20 protein-coding genes and 1 riboswitch are annotated in these 18,755 nt (G+C 37.8%); of the genes, 14 read left to right on the top strand and 6 right to left on the bottom strand.

Going from position 1 to position 18,755, the window contains the following annotated elements; translation table 11 throughout:
- The first annotated feature begins 152 nt into the window (after positions 1-152).
- A riboswitch (TPP riboswitch) is annotated at positions 153-260 on the top strand.
- A gap of 65 nt (positions 261-325) precedes the next feature.
- The 9 genes from thiS to ACS8MM_RS13560 all read left to right on the top strand — a co-directional run bounded on the left by thiS (position 326) and on the right by ACS8MM_RS13560 (position 7,330).
- Positions 326-532 (top strand): sulfur carrier protein ThiS, encoded by a 207-nt coding sequence (gene thiS, locus ACS8MM_RS13600; protein WP_379717841.1) that lies wholly within the window; start codon positions 326-328, stop codon positions 530-532.
- Between the two features lie 202 nt (positions 533-734).
- Entirely contained in the window at positions 735-2,558 is a 1,824-nt protein-coding gene (thiC, locus tag ACS8MM_RS13595; protein ID WP_379717839.1) for a phosphomethylpyrimidine synthase ThiC, read from the top strand.
- A 1-nt stretch (position 2,559) separates the two neighbouring features.
- Positions 2,560-3,126 carry a thiamine phosphate synthase gene (locus tag ACS8MM_RS13590; RefSeq protein ID WP_379717837.1) on the top strand — a complete coding sequence of 189 codons (567 nt, stop codon included), beginning with the start codon at positions 2,560-2,562 and terminating at the stop codon, positions 3,124-3,126.
- Positions 3,099-3,857 (top strand): hydroxymethylpyrimidine/phosphomethylpyrimidine kinase, encoded by a 759-nt coding sequence (locus ACS8MM_RS13585; protein WP_379717835.1) that lies wholly within the window; start codon positions 3,099-3,101, stop codon positions 3,855-3,857. The genes ACS8MM_RS13590 and ACS8MM_RS13585 overlap by 28 nt, the downstream gene beginning before the upstream one ends.
- Positions 3,847-4,482 carry a thiamine phosphate synthase gene (locus ACS8MM_RS13580; RefSeq protein WP_379717833.1) on the top strand — a complete coding sequence of 212 codons (636 nt, stop codon included), beginning with the start codon at positions 3,847-3,849 and terminating at the stop codon, positions 4,480-4,482. Before ACS8MM_RS13585 ends, ACS8MM_RS13580 begins: the two co-directional genes overlap by 11 nt.
- Positions 4,457-5,227, top strand: coding sequence for a thiazole synthase (locus tag ACS8MM_RS13575; protein WP_379717831.1), 771 nt, complete (start codon positions 4,457-4,459; stop codon positions 5,225-5,227). The genes ACS8MM_RS13580 and ACS8MM_RS13575 overlap by 26 nt, the downstream gene beginning before the upstream one ends.
- Position 5,228: 1 nt before the next feature.
- Positions 5,229-6,341, top strand: a complete 1,113-nt coding sequence (thiH, locus tag ACS8MM_RS13570) for a 2-iminoacetate synthase ThiH (protein ID WP_379717829.1) — start codon at positions 5,229-5,231, stop codon at positions 6,339-6,341.
- A gap of 29 nt (positions 6,342-6,370) precedes the next feature.
- A complete protein-coding gene (locus tag ACS8MM_RS13565) occupies positions 6,371-7,081 on the top strand; it encodes a HesA/MoeB/ThiF family protein (RefSeq protein WP_379717827.1) in 711 nt (236 codons plus the stop codon).
- 30 nt (positions 7,082-7,111) lie between these two features.
- On the top strand, positions 7,112-7,330 hold the full coding sequence (locus ACS8MM_RS13560) for a VF530 family DNA-binding protein (RefSeq protein WP_379717825.1): 219 nt from the start codon (positions 7,112-7,114) through the stop codon (positions 7,328-7,330).
- Here the strand turns inward: ACS8MM_RS13560 and aat are convergent.
- The 4 genes from aat to ACS8MM_RS13540 all read right to left on the bottom strand — a co-directional run bounded on the left by aat (position 7,327) and on the right by ACS8MM_RS13540 (position 10,285).
- The gene (aat, locus tag ACS8MM_RS13555; RefSeq protein WP_379717823.1) at positions 7,327-7,968 is read right to left on the bottom strand and encodes a leucyl/phenylalanyl-tRNA--protein transferase; all 642 of its coding nucleotides are present in this window, start codon (positions 7,966-7,968) and stop codon (positions 7,327-7,329) included. The genes ACS8MM_RS13560 and aat overlap by 4 nt on opposite strands.
- A 111-nt stretch (positions 7,969-8,079) precedes the next feature.
- Entirely contained in the window at positions 8,080-8,457 is a 378-nt protein-coding gene (locus ACS8MM_RS13550; protein ID WP_379719025.1) for a DUF3127 domain-containing protein, read from the bottom strand.
- A gap of 11 nt (positions 8,458-8,468) precedes the next feature.
- The gene (locus ACS8MM_RS13545; RefSeq protein ID WP_379717821.1) at positions 8,469-9,344 is read right to left on the bottom strand and encodes a flavin reductase family protein; all 876 of its coding nucleotides are present in this window, start codon (positions 9,342-9,344) and stop codon (positions 8,469-8,471) included.
- 53 nt (positions 9,345-9,397) lie between these two features.
- On the bottom strand, positions 9,398-10,285 hold the full coding sequence (locus ACS8MM_RS13540; protein ID WP_379717819.1) for an SH3 domain-containing protein: 888 nt from the start codon (positions 10,283-10,285) through the stop codon (positions 9,398-9,400).
- A gap of 65 nt (positions 10,286-10,350) precedes the next feature.
- Between ACS8MM_RS13540 and ACS8MM_RS13535 the strand changes: the two genes are divergently transcribed.
- From ACS8MM_RS13535 to ACS8MM_RS13515, 5 genes are all read left to right on the top strand, one after another.
- Entirely contained in the window at positions 10,351-11,496 is a 1,146-nt protein-coding gene (locus ACS8MM_RS13535) for a sensor histidine kinase (RefSeq protein ID WP_379717817.1), read from the top strand.
- Positions 11,493-12,605, top strand: a complete 1,113-nt coding sequence (locus ACS8MM_RS13530) for an NAD(P)/FAD-dependent oxidoreductase (protein WP_379717815.1) — start codon at positions 11,493-11,495, stop codon at positions 12,603-12,605. Before ACS8MM_RS13535 ends, ACS8MM_RS13530 begins: the two co-directional genes overlap by 4 nt.
- A 4-nt stretch (positions 12,606-12,609) precedes the next feature.
- Positions 12,610-13,359, top strand: coding sequence for a monofunctional biosynthetic peptidoglycan transglycosylase (mtgA, locus tag ACS8MM_RS13525; protein ID WP_379717813.1), 750 nt, complete (start codon positions 12,610-12,612; stop codon positions 13,357-13,359).
- Between the two features lie 86 nt (positions 13,360-13,445).
- Positions 13,446-14,306, top strand: coding sequence for a DUF4349 domain-containing protein (locus tag ACS8MM_RS13520; protein ID WP_379717811.1), 861 nt, complete (start codon positions 13,446-13,448; stop codon positions 14,304-14,306).
- A gap of 2 nt (positions 14,307-14,308) precedes the next feature.
- A complete protein-coding gene (locus tag ACS8MM_RS13515) occupies positions 14,309-15,934 on the top strand; it encodes a S41 family peptidase (RefSeq protein WP_379717809.1) in 1,626 nt (541 codons plus the stop codon).
- A 74-nt stretch (positions 15,935-16,008) separates the two neighbouring features.
- Here the strand turns inward: ACS8MM_RS13515 and ACS8MM_RS13510 are convergent, their stop codons facing one another.
- Both ACS8MM_RS13510 and ACS8MM_RS13505 read right to left on the bottom strand, forming a co-directional pair.
- Positions 16,009-18,123: a T9SS type A sorting domain-containing protein gene (locus ACS8MM_RS13510; protein WP_379717807.1), complete on the bottom strand. Its 2,115-nt coding sequence runs from the start codon at positions 18,121-18,123 to the stop codon at positions 16,009-16,011.
- A 137-nt stretch (positions 18,124-18,260) separates the two neighbouring features.
- The gene (locus ACS8MM_RS13505) at positions 18,261-18,749 is read right to left on the bottom strand and encodes a GNAT family N-acetyltransferase (protein WP_379717805.1); all 489 of its coding nucleotides are present in this window, start codon (positions 18,747-18,749) and stop codon (positions 18,261-18,263) included.
- Between the last annotated feature and the right edge of the window lie 6 nt (positions 18,750-18,755).

Genomic DNA, 18,755 nt, shown 5'->3' with positions numbered 1-18,755 from the left:
CTTTTAGCACATTACCCTTCAACAAGAGGGTTAGATTATTCGGTTATTGGGTTACTATAACTTTAAGATAACCTCAACAACCATAAACCATAAATAATAAACTCCTAAATTCTAAAAAGTCGAACCATCTTAAATAAAAAAAACATACATTTGTCTCGCTTTAGGGGTGTCTACTCTCGTTTTAGGGAATGTAGGCTGAGATTTTACCCTCTGAACCTGATCTGGTTAATACTAGCGTAGGGAAAAGTAAGATGACTTCATAATGTGCTTTTAGGCACCATTGTAGCCATTCCTAAAGTAGTACGCTATACTAAAACTAACAGGAATGGAACTAAAAATCAACAACAAACCCAAACATTTCGAAGCAGCAACGCTTTCTGTTCAGGCTTTGCTTGACCTCGAATTTCCCAACAAACAAAACGGAATCGCTTTTGCCATCAATAATTCGGTAATACCCAAAACCGACTGGGCAACTACGGTCCTATCTGAAACCGACGATATTCTAATCATCACAGCCACACAAGGCGGATAGTAAGGCTGCACGGGCGGGCTGTTCGCTGCAAGTCCGCAGTCAAAAGCCTCAAAACATAGCCTTGAAAGCCGCTTCCTCCGGTCGCCACTTTCAAAACCTGTTTCTTACGGCTTTTACCTTTACGGGCTATCCGCTTCCATCCCTGGCAGGAAATCAACGCTTTTAAGAACTCATAACATATCATTCATAACGCATAACAAACATGACCAACGAAGAAAAAATCTCCAGAAAACCCTTTCCCAACTCAACAAAAGTCTATATCGACGGTGAAATCCACCCGATAAAAGTCGCTATGCGCGAAATTCAGCTACACGATACGAAATTATCGAACGGTGGTATCGAAAAAAACCCGCCGGTTACCGTTTACGATACATCCGGCCCCTATACCGATCCCAATGCCGATATCGATGTGCGCAAAGGCTTACCACGCATCCGAGAGCAATGGATCTTAGACCGTAATGATGTGGAAGAATTATCCGAAATCTCTTCAGACTATGGTAAAATGCGTTTGAACGACGAAAGTCTGAATCATTTGCGTTTTGAATACCTACACAAACCGATGCGTGCTAAAAAGGGAGCCAATGTAACCCAACTATACTATGCCAAGCAGGGTATCATCACTCCGGAAATGGAATATATCGCCATTCGTGAAAACCAACGTATAGAACAACTGGAAACTGCACAAAAAGCAATGCAATGCCAACACGCCGGAAACAGTTTTGGCGCCAATACACCGAAAAGCAAAATCACACCCGAATTCGTGCGTAGTGAAGTAGCCGCCGGTCGTGCCATCATTCCCAACAATATCAACCACCCGGAAAGCGAACCCATGATTGTGGGAAGAAATTTTTTGGTGAAAATCAATGCCAACATCGGGAACAGTGCCGTAACCTCATCTATCGAAGAAGAAGTGGAAAAAGCAGTCTGGGCTTGCCGTTGGGGCGCCGATACCATCATGGATTTATCTACAGGTAAAAACATACACGAAACCCGCGAATGGATTATACGTAATTCTCCGGTGCCTATCGGAACTGTGCCTATTTACCAAGCGTTGGAGAAAGTAAAAGGAGTGGCCGAAGATTTAACCTGGGAAATCTTCCGTGATACACTGATTGAACAAGCTGAACAAGGAGTTTCCTACTTTACCATTCATGCCGGAGTTTTATTGCGCTTCATCCACTTAACAGCCAACCGTGTTACCGGAATCGTTTCTCGAGGTGGTTCTATCATGGCCAAATGGTGTTTGTTCCATCACAAAGAAAACTTCTTGTACACGCATTTCGAAGAAATATGTGAAATCATGAAGCAATACGATGTGGCTTTCTCATTGGGCGATGGATTACGCCCGGGATCTATAGCTGATGCCAATGATGCCGCTCAATTTGCCGAATTGGAAACCCTAGGAGAACTAACCAAAATAGCATGGAAGCACGATGTGCAAGTATTCATCGAAGGACCAGGTCACGTACCTATGCACATGATCAAAGAAAACATGGACAAACAATTGGAACATTGTGCCGAAGCACCGTTTTATACATTAGGTCCATTAACAACAGATATCGCTCCAGGTTATGATCATATTACCTCAGCCATCGGTGCAGCAATGATTGGTTGGTACGGATGCGCCATGTTATGTTATGTAACACCGAAAGAGCATCTGGGATTACCCAACAAAAAAGACGTAAAAGACGGGGTAATCACATATAAGATCGCAGCTCATGCTGCCGATTTAGCCAAAGGGCATCCCGGCGCACAATACCGCGACAATGCCTTAAGTAAAGCCCGATTCGAATTTAGATGGGAAGATCAGTTCAATTTGGCTTTGGATCCCGACACCGCAAGAGAATTTCATGATGAAACACTACCTGCCGATGGCGCTAAAGTTGCGCATTTCTGTTCGATGTGTGGACCGAAGTTCTGTTCGATGAAAATCTCTCAGGAAATCCGCGATGTAGCCGCCGCTGAAGAAGGCATGAAAGCAAAGTCAGAAGAATTCATAGAAACCGGTAAAGAAATTTACATCTAAGATGATTGTAATCACTAATCCAACGGCTGTTGACAACGAAATCAATCACATCCATTCACTTTTTGACAATGGATTGAGGTTGCTACATGTCCGAAAACCTGATTATTCAGAAACATCAATGATCGCGTTGCTGACAGCCATTGGAAATGATTACAGCAATCAATTGGTGTTGCATAGTCATCATCATTTGGCTGAAGCCTTCGGAATTACCCGATTGCATAACCCGAAAACAGGGACAGATGCGTCTGCATTTAGTTTCTCGATTGCAACACATTCTATCGAAGAATTCAATGCCTTGCACAACGATTATGACTATGCTTTTCTAAGCCCTGTCTATCCCAGTATTTCAAAGCCAAATTACCAATCACAAACCAATCTCTTGACTGATGTCAAACACCGAACCAATTGGAATACCAAACTAATAGCCTTGGGCGGAATAGCGCTTGAAAACATATCCGAAACCCTACAATCCGGTTTCGATGAGGTAGCCCTTTTAGGATACATTTGGAACAGTAGTAACCCTTTAGAAAGTTTTAAAAAATGTCAGCAAATCGCCCATTCGTTCTAACAATTGCAGGTTTTGATCCCTCTGGGGGCGCTGGTATCTTAGCCGATATCAAAACATTCGAACAACACCAAGTATACGGCTTAGGTATTATGAGCGGAAATACCCTTCAAACGGAAGAAGCATTCCACGCAATGCATTGGACCGATATCGATTTTGTGCTTCAATCCATTCAAACTCTTTTTAAAAAATACGAGATCAAAGTGGTCAAGATTGGCATCATGCCTTCTTTGGAGTACTTGCAATCTTGTATTGCTGAAATCCGAAAACAGTCAACCCAAGTCAAAATAATCTGGGATACGGTTTTGAAATCTACCACCAATTTCAACTTCATTACAGTTGAAAGTCAAGCAGTACTTCTCGGAATTTTAAAACAAATCGATCTAATTACACCCAATTATATCGAAATTCTGAAATTGACATCACAACAAAATACACCGGAAAATAATGCCCAAATGCTTTCAAACTACTGTGCTGTTTTACTCAAAGGAGGTCATAATTCAGCAGCCTTAGGAACCGATTATTTATACCGTCAAAACAACCGAATTACGTTATCTCCAAACGTTTCCAATGTAATAGAAAAACATGGCTCAGGCTGTGTATTATCTTCAGCTATTGCTGCTAATATGGCCTTAGGCTTTTCATTAGAAACTTCCTGTCAAAAATCAAAACAATATATAGAAAACTATTTAAACACCAACAACACATTATTAGGATACCATCATGCTAAGTAAACTACAATACATTTCTCAAGGAGATTCCTTCGAAGAGCAAACCTACAATATCAGGCAAGCACTAGACCACGGTTGCGACTGGATACAATTACGATTTAAAAAGGCACAGAAAGAAGAATTATTGGAACTTGCCGATACGGTAAAACTACTTTGTGACACTTACTCCGCGACATTTATCATCAATGATCATGTTGATATTGCTCATGAAATCAATGCTGATGGAATCCATTTAGGGTTAACCGACATGAAAATAGAAGCAGCCCGAGCAATTTTAGGAAAGGATAAAATAATCGGCGGAACCGCTAACACACTCGAAGAGGTCCTGCAAAGAGTAGAAGAAAAATGCGATTACATCGGTTTGGGGCCGTTCCAATTTACCACAACAAAAGAAAACCTTAGTCCGATTTTAGGGTTGGAAGGCTATAAAAAAGTGGCTTCAAAACTAGCGACGAAAAAAATCAAAACACCAATCTATGCCATCGGAGGAATCCAACTCGATGATGTGCGTCCTATACTAAAAGCGGGTATTTACGGCGTTGCCGTCTCCGGTTTACTCACTCAAAATCCTCAACTCGTTCCTCAACTCAACTCAAAATTATATGACAACATTAAAAATCGCCGATAAAGAATTTAGCTCCCGCTTGTTTTTAGGAACAGGAAAATTTGGTTCCAATACACAAATGGAGGGAGCGATTTTAGCTTCTGAAAGTGAATTAGTCACTGTGGCATTGAAACGTATCGATTTAGAAACCGAAACCGATGCTATTTTGTCCCATATCAAGCATCCGCATATCAATTTATTACCCAATACTTCGGGAGCACGAAATGCCAAGGAAGCCATTTTTGCAGCGCAATTGGCTCGAGAAGCATTAGAAACCAATTGGTTGAAACTGGAAATCCATCCCGATCCAAAATACCTGCTTCCCGACCCGATAGAAACTCTTAAGGCAACAGAAGAATTAGCCAAACTAGGATTTATTATATTACCCTATATTCATGCCGATCCTGTATTGTGTAAACGATTGGAAGATGCCGGAACAGCTGCGGTTATGCCTTTGGGTTCCCCCATTGGAAGTAATAAAGGAATAAAAACCGAAGACTTTCTAGAAATCATCATTGAACAAAGTAAAGTGCCTGTAATCGTTGATGCGGGAATTGGTGCGCCATCACACGCCTCCCGTGCCATGGAAATGGGCGCTGATGCTGTTTTAGTAAACACCGCAATTGCTGTTGCTGGTAATCCAAAATTAATGGCAGAGGCATTTAAAGAAGCTGTAATTGCAGGTCGTAAAGCGTATCAAGCACAATTGGCACAATCTATCAACCGAGCAGTTGCATCTAGTCCGTTAACTGCTTTTTTAAATGAATAATATGGCCCATTTTGCATCCATTTTTGAACTGTACGATTGGGATGAGGTACAAACTTTGATTTATCGAATGACTTCAAAAGAAGTTGAATCGGCATTGGCAAAAAACAAACGGAATCTCAATGATTTTATGGCATTGCTATCGCCTTCCGCACAACCCTATTTGGAACAAATGGCACAAATGAGTCATCAATTAACCCAAAAACGTTTCGGTAAAACCATTCAGATGTATGCGCCTATGTATTTGAGCAATGAATGTCAAAATATCTGTACCTATTGCGGATTCAGTCTCGATAACAAAATCAAAAGGAAAACCCTGACCGACAAGGAAATTAAATTAGAAGTAGCCGAACTGAAAAAAGCTGGATTTGAACATGTTTTATTAGTAACAGGAGAAGCCAACTATACCGTAAACATCCATTACTTTCTAAATGCAGTTGAACAAATTAAAAATGATTTTGCCAATATTTCGGTAGAGGTCCAACCGCTTTCACAAGAAGAGTATGTACAATTGCATGAAGCGGGCGTTCACAGTGTATTGGTCTATCAGGAAACCTATCATCGAGACGTTTATAAACAATATCATCCGAAAGGGAAAAAATCCAATTTTGATTACCGACTTGAAACTCCGGATAGAATTGGAAAAGCGGGTATCCACAAAATCGGTTTGGGTGTTTTATTGGGATTGGAAGACTGGCGCACCGATAGTTTTTTCAATGCATTACATTTAAATTATCTGCAGAAAACCTATTGGCAGAGTAAGTATTCGGTTTCATTCCCGCGTTTGCGTCCTGCCGAAGGCATTATCGAACCGAATTTCATTATGGACGACCGGGATTTACTCCAATTGATTTGTGCTTACCGTTTATGGAATGAAGATTTAGAGATTTCTATATCAACGAGAGAAAATGAAAAATTCCGTGACAATATAATTCCAATCGGAGTTACTGCAATGAGTGCCGGTTCCAAAACCAATCCGGGTGGTTATGCAGTCGATCTGCAGTCATTGGAACAATTTGAAACCAGTGATGAACGTTCCGCCAACCAAATTGCGCAAATTATAACTCAAAAAGGCTACGAGCCGGTTTGGAAAGATTGGGACAAAATGTACATGTAGTAATTTCAAACGCTTAATTAAAATTGACAATGCTTACAATCACTGATATTTTACGTTATGGAAAACCTATGCTTTTGCCGGAAGTAGGCGAAGCTGGACAATTACAAATAAAAAAAGCCAAAGTGCTGGTTATTGGTGCTGGCGGATTGGGCTGCCCCATACTACAATACTTAGCTGCGTCCGGAGTAGGCACCATCGGAATAGTTGATTTTGACAAGGTGGAGTTACACAATTTACATCGTCAGGTTTTATATACCGAAGAATCAGTGGGTTTATTAAAAACACAATGTGGAAAAGCAACATTAGAACGTTTGAATCCAAATGTGAATTACCTAGTGTACAATGAAAAACTAAACGTTGATAATGCAGATGAAATAGTATCTTCTTTCGATATCATTGTAGACGGTTGTGACAATTTTACAACCCGCTATCTGGTAAATGACACTTGTGTGAAACTAGACAAGCCTTTGGTATATGGTAGTATTTTAAGATTTGAAGGACAGATGGCTGTTTTTAATCATAGCGGCTCCAAAAATCTACGGGATCTATTTCCTATTCCACCCAACCCGGAAGATGTCCCAAATTGCAGTTTAAATGGTGTTTTGGGCACGTTCCCCGGCATTATAGGAACAATGATGGCACAGGAAACATTGAAATTGATTTTGGATTTACCTGTATTAGATAATGAACTGGTACTTATCAATACTCTAGACTGGCAATTCCATAAGTTGAAATTTTAATACCTTTGTCGTTAAAATTAAACCATTGCAATGAATAAAGACCCACTACATGGTGTTACTTTAAAAACAATCGTTGAAACCTTAGTCGATTTCTATGGTTTTGACACTTTGGAAGAACTGATTCCGATTAATTGTTTCAAAATAAACCCATCAGTAAAATCTAGTTTGACGTTTTTACGCAAAACCGATTGGGCCAGAAAAAAAGTGGAGGAATTATACATCAGAACCCTACCGAAATTAAATGCTTAAACGTGTTCTTTCAGTATATCTAAAAAATCTTCACGATCAATTTCTCGACATCCCAAACTAGCCAAATGATCATTATATACCTGACAATCCAATAGTTTATAATCATTGGCTTTTAGATATTGAACCAAGTAGGCAAAAGCAACTTTGGAAGCATTACTGACTTTCGAAAACATACTTTCTCCACAAAAAACATGATCCATATCTACTCCATACAAACCACCAACTAATTCATGATTCAACCAAACCTCAACCGATTTAGCGCGACCAATTTCATGTAGAAAAGTGTACGAATCAATCATTTCATCGGTAATCCAAGTTCCGTATTGATCCGGACGGTACACTTGTTGGCAATATTGCATCACCTGTTTAAAGCACTTGTTCATCGTTACTTTAAAAATTCCTTTATTGATAAGACTTCGCATACTTTTGGAAGGTTTGAATTCGTCTGGAAACAAAACCATACGATCAGCCGGACACCACCACATTATGGGATCACCGTCATCAAACCAAGGAAAAATACCACTTTTGTAAGCTAAAAGTAGTCTTTCAGGAGATAAATCACCACCTACAGCCAATACGCCTTCTTTGGACGTTTGCTCCACAGGTGGAAAGTACAATTCTTTATCGATTAAATACATTCTAATAAATTTTCAAATCCCAATATATGAAAAACTTAAAATAAAAAATCCCAAACCTTTTAGAATAGAATTTGGGATTTGAAATGATTTTTGTTCTTTTTCAATCAATGATTAGAATGGAAGATCATCATGCTCTTCTTCGTTAAAAGAAGTTGCCGGTTCAAAAGCCTGAGCTGCAGGCATTGGAGGCATTTGTTGTGCCGATGGAGCTTCCTGTTGTAAACGTTCAATTCTCCAACCTTGGATTGAATTGAAATATTTGGTTTCACCTTGAGGGTTTGTCCACTCACGGCCTCTTAAGTTGATCGAAACTTTCACTTGCTCACCCACTTGGAAGTTATTCAAATCATCCACTTTTGCTTGAGTGAATTCAATCATAATGTGTTGTGGATACTGCTCTTCGGTGGTAACCACCAACTCTCTTTTCTTGAATGATGCGCTAACGTCCTGTGTAGGGTTAATCACTTTAATTCTTCCTGTTACTTCCATTTTCTCTAAATTTATTGCTTTGCCAATAATACTTTCCATGCCGAAAGTATGTCTTGTTTGTCTAAATATTCTTTCGCTAACTGATTGACCTTCTGACGATCATCTGCACTCAAAACCGCTTTTACGGTAAAATTTTCTTGGACAAAGATAGCAATTTCTTCTTCAGTTGGCAATGCTTCTATATTTCCAAGCATGCCCAAATCATTACCCGAAAAATCGCTACTTTTCTTAATGAAATTAGGAATAGCATCTACACCAACTCCTAATGTTACCAAGGGTTTTGGCACTTCAAACAAACCTTGGTTCGAACGCGAATACCAATTGCCACCTAAACGGGATACCAAGTCAATTTTGTATTGATCAATCACGCCGTTTTCGTCCAAAACGTCTTCATTCACATGCACACGCACCACTTCACAAATGATTAGGTTTCCAGCACCACCTTCGGTTCCCAGATGAATAATTTCATTTACTTTACACTCAAATTGAACTGGTGATTCAGCTACACGAAATGGTTTTACTTCATCCGAAGGAATAGGCGTTAATCCTGCTTTTTCAAATTCATTAACACCTTCAGCATATTCCGTACTCGATAAAGACATTTGCTGTACAATATCATAGTTTACCACGTTGATCACCACTTCTTTCGTTCCCATTGCATTTTCCAATGTATGCTTTGTTGTATTCCCTCTTACTCTTCTGGCTGGAGAAAAGACTAAAATGGGAGGATTGGCACTAAACACATTGAAAAAACTAAATGGGGATAAATTCGGTCGTCCTTGTTCATCGATTGTACTAGCAAAAGCAATGGGTCTTGGCGCAATAGCACCTTGTAAATAGCCTTGTAATTGTGGTGTTGGAATATCTTTTGGAGAAAAACTTTTCATTTTGTATTGGTTTGGAACAAAAGTACTAAACGATTTTGTTATCAGAAAGATTATTAATTATAGGTTTTTCTGAATTTCTTAAATTTTTGGGTCTTGGTTAATGTTGCTTTTTTTCCATCCCATGTATACGTTTCTTTTGATTTTGTTATATCATAGACTTCAAAAGTAGATTCGACACCTTCCACTACCTCGCCTTCTTCAATATTTTTAAAGATCGAATTGGGTTTGCCTCCGGGTTCATTTGGAAAAACAAAAGTTTCAGAATGATAAAATACACCGGCGTCACTTACTCCCATCTTTTCGGGCAATATCAAAAATTCGATTCCTGTCCATCCAAAATAAAAGTAGTAACTGGGAACGCCACAAGCCTCACCGCTAAAACTGATTCGGTAAATATCTTTCAGATTATCCATCCCCAAACTTCCTATAGCTTTATTCTCAAAGTAACGACTTTCAAGTATCGGTTTTTCTATTGCCTTTTCTGCAACAATCCTCCTTTCCTTATCAAGAAGAAAAACATTTATTGATAAAACCTGTTCTGTGTAATTATCTTTGTCCTTCTTTTGTCTAATTTTAGTGATGTTGGTCAAAAAAGTCCCTTCCTTTCCAGATACAAATCCCAAGGCTATAAATCCTTTCCAGACATACCCAATTTTCGAATCACCTCTTGGTGTTTTGTATTGAATTTCAGCCCAATTCGTAGTAATTCCTTTTATTTTTAACAGATTTTCTGTACTCCTTATTACTTTAACTTTGTTGCCAATTTGAAGCGAATCCAAAAGCAATCCAGATGTACTAGGCTCACTTCGGATGTAACAATTTTTAACTCCTATTAAAGCTTCTTCCGAATCGTTTGGCCAATAACCACTGTGATCGAAATCTTCCTGCCCATAGCTTATTAATTGACACAAACCAAAAAATAGAATAAGTTTTATTTTCATTACCGTTGGTTTTTAACAAAGATAACAATTGCATTTTTACTATATTTAACCACTCAATAAATTCTATGAATTTCTCAGACAGAAGTAATACTACACGCTGGATTTTAATAATCGCTTCGTTCCTAATCACGGTGCTGATTTTGTGGAACACGTACACCTTTTTTCAAATCTTTAAGAACGAAGAACGCAACAAAATGGAGCTTTGGGCTACAGCGCAAAAAACGCTTCAAAATGCCAGCGACAACACAGACGTTGACTTACCGTTGCAGATTATTACGAACAATAGTACCATTCCCAATATTCTAACTGATGCCAATGATAGTATACTAGGCGCCAGCAACATTGATGAAGAAATCATTAGTAATCCGAAGAAAATAAGAGACTTACTGAATGTCTATAAAAATTCGAACAATAAAATTGCCATTGAATACGACAAAGGAAAGTTCAGGTATTTGTATTATGCCAATTCACCGTTATTGACCAAATTAAAATACTACCCAATCGCTTTGTTACTCATCATTTTGCTATTTGGTGGATTGGTATACAATTATTACCGCGCAAGTAAAGTATCTACCGAAAATAAACTTTGGGCAGGTATGGCAAAAGAAACGGCACACCAAATTGGCACACCATTGTCTTCATTGATTGGTTGGTTGGAAATTATGAAAGCCGACAACATTGATCCGGTCATGATAGAGGAAATTGAAAAAGACATTGACCGACTTCAGAATATCACCGACAGATTTTCTAAAATTGGTTCGGAACCCATATTGGAAAGCCGAGATTTAGTTGAGGAAACTCGAAAATCGTTTGATTATTTACAAACCCGATTTGCCGGTCAGGTCGAATTTACCTTTAAGGCACCAGAGTACGAAATCCCAATCAAAATGAATCATACACTTCATGGCTGGACGATTGAAAACTTGGTAAAAAACGCCATCGATGCCATGAAAGGAAGAGGTAATATTGATATACAAATCGATGACGATGGAAAAGTAGCGAAAATCAAAGTTAGAGACAATGGAAAAGGGATTCCAAAAAACCAATTCCGAACAATTTTTGAACCGGGTTTCACTACCAAAAAAAGAGGTTGGGGATTGGGACTTTCTTTAACCAAACGTATTGTAGAAGAATACCACAAAGGAAAAATCAGAGTTTTGCATTCGGATATTGGAAAAGGCACAACATTTCAAATTAGTTTTAAGCGATGAATTTAAGTTATTGGGAATTAAAAAATTGGTTTACAAATGTCGACTATACAATTGTGGGTAGCGGCATTGTTGGTCTTCATGCTGCTATTGCCTTGAAAGAACGATTTCCACAATCGAAAGTTTTGGTACTGGAAAAAGGAACTTTACCAGAAGGTGCCAGCACAAAAAACGCAGGTTTTGCATGTTTCGGAAGTTTATCGGAAATCATTGACGACTTAAAATCACATACAGAAGAAGAAGTGATAGAACTCGTTAAAAAAAGATGGACCGGCCTTCAGTTGTTACGCAAAAACTTAGGCGATGAAGCGATCGATTTGAAACCACATGGCGGATATGAATTGTTTTTAGAAAACGACGACAGTACTTACAATGAGTGTTTGCAAAAATTACCATTCATCAATACTATTTTGCGTCCATTATTTAAAAGCGATGTATTCGAAAAAAATGTTGATCGCTTTGGATTTAAAAACATTAAAGAATATACCATTTTCAATCCGTTTGAAGCCCAAATTGATACCGGAAACATGATGCAGTCTTTACTGAAAAAGGCGCAAATAAATGGTGTACAGATTTTAAACCATCAGAATGTAACGAATTTTACTGATTCTGGAAATGGAGTAACAATAGAAATCAACAACTTCGAGTTCAAAACCAAAAAATTGTTATTTGCTACCAATGGTTTTGCAGGAGATTTGACGCAAGGAGAAGTAAAACCAGCCAGAGCTCAAGTCTTGATTACCGATCCGATTCCGAATTTAGATATCAAAGGTACATTCCATTTGGACAAAGGATATTATTATTTCCGAAATATTAATGACCGTATTTTGTTTGGAGGAGGCAGAAATCTGGATTTTGAAGGTGAAACTACTACTAGTCTTGCACAAACAGAATTAATACAAAACAAATTGGAGGAATTATTAAAAACTGTAATTTTGCCCACCACCGAATTTACTATTGCTCACCGTTGGAGCGGTATCATGGGCGTTGGTTCGCATAAAAAACCTATCGTAAAACCGCTTTCTGAAAATGTGTACTGTGGTGTACGAATGGGCGGAATGGGTGTCGCAATCGGAAGTTTAACCGGACAAGAATTAGCAGATTTAGTATAAAGTAATGGCAACAAAAAAAACAACCAAGTCAAATTCAAAACCAAAAGCAAAAGCAAAAATAGCTCCAACGACTTTCTGGGGTAAAGTAAAACGCTTTCTTTATAAGGCTTTCATATGGTTTAATATTATTTCTGTGGCATTGGTTTTGTTGTTCAAATTTGTACCCGTACCCATTACGCCATTAATGATTACCCGTGCCATTGAACACAAATTAGCGGGTAAAGAAATGGTTTGCAACCATGATTGGGTTCCGTTAGAAAATATATCCATGAATTTACAAAAAGCGGTTGTGGCCAGTGAAGACGGAATGTTTTTAAAACACAGCGGTTTTGATTTTGGTGCTATGAACAAAGCCATGAAAGGGAATTTAAAAGGAAAAAAATTGAAAGGCGGAAGCACCATATCGCAACAAACGGCTAAAAATGTTTTCCTGTGGCAAGGTAGAAGTTACATCCGTAAAGCTTTTGAAGCCTATTTCACCATGCTTATCGAATTGATTTGGGGTAAAGAACGTATCATGGAAGTCTACCTAAACAGTATTGAAATGGGAGATGGTGTTTACGGTGCCGAGGCAGCGAGTAAATACTGGTTTCACAAAAGTGCCGATAATTTGACCAAATATGAAGCAGCTTCTATTGCTGCAATTCTACCCAACCCTAGAAAATATAAAGCGATTAATTCTTCGTCTTATGTGGAACGCCGCAAAAACAAAACATTACGTGTAATGCGCCACGTGGGGAAACTGAACTATTAGAAATCAAATTCGGGATTCACTCCTTTTTTTTGGCTAAGTTTTTGATATAGACATTTGTAACTTAAACCTTATAAATTCTATATCTTATGCGTATTCCATTTTTATTCCTAACAATGGCCGTAGTTGCCATTTCTTGTCAAGAGAAAGCTGAAAGTTATGATGAAGCTGTTATGGTTTCTGAAGTGAGTCTTATGAAACCAGATGCTAAAGCCAAAAACTACGAAGCGGCGGCTGACTATGAAATTGCTGTGGATTCTGCTGCTGCAGCTGTTGAGGCCTCTCCACAAAAAGCATCAGTTAAAATCATCAAGACGGCCAATTTAAGTTTTGAATCTTCAGATTTGAATGCTTCCTATGAAAACCTTCAGAAAGGCATATCGAAATACAATGCCATTGTTCAAAATGACGAATCGGGCAAAAATGATGCTTCGGTTTATCGTAATTTAACCATCCGCATACCGAATCAACATTTTGATGCTTTTATTGCTGATATTAGTAAAGGCGTACAACATTTCGATCGTAAAGAAATTTCACAACAAGACGTTACAGAAGAATACATCGATGTGGAATCAAGAATGAAGTCAAAAAAGAAGCTCGAAGAACGTTATTTGCAATTGCTTTCAAAAGCCAATAAAGTATCTGAAATGTTGGAAATAGAAAAAAAATTAGCAGAAATCAGAGAAGAAGTGGAAGCAAAAGAAGGCCAATTAAAATACATGCAAAATCGAATTTCAATGAGTACAATACAAATTGAAATGTATACTAAAAATGCTTCCGAAAGTGGTGCAACCGTTTCCTACGGAAGTAAAATTTGGAATTCTATCAAAGAGGGTTTCAATGGTTTATCCAATTTTATGTTAAGTATCATCAGTATTTGGCCGTTTATTCTTATTTTCGTAGGAATGTTTGTGTTCATTAAACGAAGATTCTTCAAGAAAAAAGAGTAGTTATGTTAGCTTCAATCAAAAAAAGATATATACTTCCTGTTATTGCGGGAGGATTTTTATTTGTGGGTGTAAGTTTTAAAGAAGATTTCTTCGAAATCGCCAAACAAATAGAAATCTTTACGACACTTTTTAAAACGGTCAACATGAATTATGTGGATCAGACCAATCCGGCCGATTTAATGGATAAAGCCATTAAAAGCATGCTGAATGATTTGGATCCGTACACCGTATATTTCAATGAAGCCGATGTGGCGCGTTTTAAAATCAACAATACGGGAGAATATACTGGTATTGGAGCAATGACCACACGCAAAGATGGTAAATTAATTTTACGCGAAATCTATAAAAGTTACCCAGCTGACAAGGCAGGACTTAAAGCCGGTGATGAAATCATTCAAATTGGAGATGTTTTATTATCTGATTTCAAGGAAGACGCTTCACAGCTCTTGAAAGGAAGTCGAAATACAAAAATTGATATTAAATTCAAGCGCAACAATGAAACGAAACAGGCGCAAATTATTTTGGATGAAGTAGATATCAAAGCTGTGCCTTATTTTGGGAAAGTAGATGACAAAACAGGATATATTGTACTTACACAATTCAATGCCAAAGCATCAACCGAAACCAAAGATGCGTTGGAGAAACTAAAAGATCAGGGCGCAACACAAATCATTCTAGATTTGCGTGGTAACCCAGGCGGATTATTGGGCGAAGCCGTGAATATTTGTAATTTATTTGTACCCAGTGGTGAAGTGATTGTTACTACAAAATCGAAAATTCAAAAACACAATAATACCTATAAAACCAACAGAAGTCCGGTGGATACCAATATCCCATTGGCCATATTGGTTGATGGTAAAAGTGCTTCAGCCAGTGAAATTGTTGCGGGTGCACTTCAGGATTTGGACAGAGCGGTTGTAATTGGTTCACGAAGTTTTGGAAAAGGATTGGTACAACGTCCTTTGGAATTAACTTACGGAACTCAGCTAAAGGTAACCATTTCGCGATATTATACCCCATCGGGCAGATGTATTCAGGCCTTGAATTATTCTAAAAAAGACGCCAACGGCAAGGCCATCAAAACCGATTCGAAAAATTACAATGCTTTCAAAACCCGTGCTGGACGAACTGTTTATGATGGTGGAGGAATTCAACCGGATGTCGAACTGGAAGAAAGTAAAAAAAGTGCAGTTATAGAGGCGTTACAGAGAAATGATGCCATATTTGATTTTGCGACGCAATGGGTGAACAAAAATTCAGCTTTCAGAGAATTGACAGAAACCGATTTTAATCAATTTAAAGCCTATTTAAAAGCGAAAAACTTCAGTTTTGACACCAAGACCGAAAAATTATTGAAAGAAACCTTAGAGCAGGCTAAAAAGGATAAATTGGATGGCGCTATCAAATTACAATACGAACAATTATTAGCCGCAATTCAAAAAGCGGAAGAAATCGAATTGGACAAAAATAAAACCGAAATTTTAAATCAACTTCGAGATGAATTGATATTAAGATACCAATACAAAGAAGGATTATATCAGTATTATTTGAAAAGCAATTCGGAAATTAAAAAAGCAACGCAGTTGTTAACTAATTCAGCCGAATACAACAAAATACTAGTAAAATAAGAAGTTAATCATTTTACTATCTAATAAAAAAAGCCACACTAATACGTGGCTTTTTTTATTGTTCAAAATTCATATTAATTCTTGATAATTCTTTTTACCATTTTTGAAGTGTCTGAGGAAACTTCAATTAAATAAATTCCTGATGATAGGCTTTCCAAACCAACTATTGTTTCCAGTGAAGTGATGGCATTGGATTGTAATTCACGTCCATTCAAATCGTATACTTTGTATTTCATGTTTTCTTTAAAATCTTGTTGATTTAAAGCAATAGTCAATTTATCAGAAGCGGGATTAGGGAATAATCTGGCATTAAATTTTTCCGAAAAATCATCAGTTGACAATAAAGACTCCTTGTAAGCATAAATATCATCAATAGCCACACCTGCCAATTGAACTGTAGTATCTGTTATCAAATTAAACTTTAAAACAAATTTAGAACCATTGAAAATGGATACATCAGCATAGTTCACACTCCATGCATTCGAAAGTTGTATCGTTCCACCAGCAGTTCCTAAAGTAGTCGTTTGTGTTGCTCCATACCAATTGAACAATTCAACTACACGGTTTAAACCGCCAACCTCTTCAGCTGTGATTTTAAAAAAGTCAAAAGAAGCACTTTCAATCTGTGACTTCATAGCCCATTTTACATAACTAGTCCCAGTTGAAACTCCTGTTAAGTCAATTTCAGGAGTCACTAATGTATTTGTAGAGGAAGCAGGATAGGTGCCGGTTAAATTCGTTTTCCAACATTTCGTTCCGCTGAAAGCGGTTGTTAATGGAGCCGAAGTTGGAGTTCCATAAGCCCAAGAATCCGCAGTTCCAGAATGTGTCATTCCTCCATCGTTGGCTTCAAAATCATTCCCATACACAAGGGTTCCACCAAATAAGTTATCCGGTTCGGTTAATATATCGATACTCCAACTATTCAAAGTACCAGTACTAGTATTATTAGTATCATCATGAATTGTTAGTGTCCAAGTGCCTTGGCTATTGCTGTTTTTAAAACCACTTAACCAGGAGTTATTTTCCGGTGTAAAGACAACGCCATCCAATAATGTAAACACTGGAGGTACTGCGGCATTATCATTGAATCTTGCTCTCATCGTTGGGAAAGTCGCTGAACAAATATCCGTCATCAGTGACATTACTGTTCCATCAGGCCCAGTAAGTAAGATGTCCAAATCCCCCATTGCTGAACTCGTCAAATCAATATTAATAGAAATATCTTTAATACGTCCACTTGTTGGAATTGTTATACTTGAAGAAACATTGGAATTGGCTGCATTTGGAATAGTCAAAGGAAGATTGGTTGCACCAGCATAATTGGAATAACCTGGAGTAGCAGCAAATCTAGCTACCGCCAATTGATACGTTCCAACAGTCGTCACGCCAGATGGTGCATTCACAACGAAATAATAGGTTCCGCTATTCAAAACTGTAAAAGGTAAAGCTTCTGAATTGGGTGAAGTCGTGCTTGCATCATTGACAACAAAAGAGGTATTTCCACTACCAAAAACACCAAACAATACTTGTCCGTTCCAGGTTGTTGCATCTCTTTCTGGATCCAAATCCAAACTAATGAAAACGGTTTCACCCGCAGTTAAAGACATACTGTAAATATCTGCATCCGTAGGAGAAGATAAACTTCCACTTACCAACATATTACCACTCATAGGTGTTGCAGATCCTGCAACATCATTAGGTTCAACTTCTGGTGTTGCTGCTCCTCTTACAGCATTCAAATACAAAATATAAGGTCGAATACCCGCTGATGTTGAATTACCGGTAACTCTAATGTAATACGTTCCTGAACTGGGTATTACAGCACCAGCTATACTTGGTGAGAGAGTAGATATTGAACCATCATCATTGTCTGTTTCAATAACTGTTACTCCATCTGATGCAAATAAAGTCAAAATAGCATCCTGATTTCCTGGAGAAAAGGATGTCATACAATTAGCAAAAATTTTATCACCAGCCTGAGCGGAAAAAGAATAATAATCAACATCAGTAAACGGATTATAGATTGATCCTTTTACTTTTGCAGGTAGCGTAGTAATGGCTACCGCTAATGCTGGTGAATCATTGGAAACACCATCTACTTCAGTCACAGTTGGTAACGTCTGACCAAAAACTGAAATAACACTAAAGAAGCTGATTAAAAAAAAAGAAGTAGTTTTAAATCTCATAGAATATGGTTTTAGTTTATTTCCTACAAAGAAATACTTCGTAGGTCATTAAAAAAAAAATATCCTAATCTAACGTTGAAGTGTTCGAAATAATCGGCAAAAAACACAAACCACTTATTTCAAAGAAGATACGTTATTTATTGTCTTTTCATTTCGATATGTGGTATATCATCTTCAAGATACATTTCTGAGGTTTTCACAAAACCATGGCCTTCATAAAACTTTTGCAAATACAGCTGCGCTGAAATCGTAATTGCATTTGTATTAAATTCTTTGTTGATGACTTCAATGGCGACTTTCATCAGTTCGTGTCCCAACTTCTTATCGCGATGTTTTGGTGAAACAATTACTCTCCCGATAGAACTTTCATCAAAATAATCACCTGCTGTAAACAAACGACAATAAGTAGCTAAATCTTCCCCAAGATATCCTAATACATGAATAGCCTTTTGATCTTTACCATCAATATCTTGATATACGCAGTTTTGCTCCACTACAAAGACCTCACTTCTCAGTTGAAGTATCTCATATAGCTCATGTATTGAAAGTTCGTTAAAACGCTTTATTTTAAATTGCAATCCCATTCTTTTACTTTTGGACAAAATTATAATAAAAAAGGGAATCATACGATT

The sequence above is a fragment of the Flavobacterium sp. MAHUQ-57 genome, from assembly GCF_051908335.1.
In the GTDB taxonomy this organism is placed as follows: domain Bacteria; phylum Bacteroidota; class Bacteroidia; order Flavobacteriales; family Flavobacteriaceae; genus Flavobacterium.
Note: the sequence above shows the minus strand (reverse complement) of the source record. Positions and strands in the feature narration are given on the sequence as shown.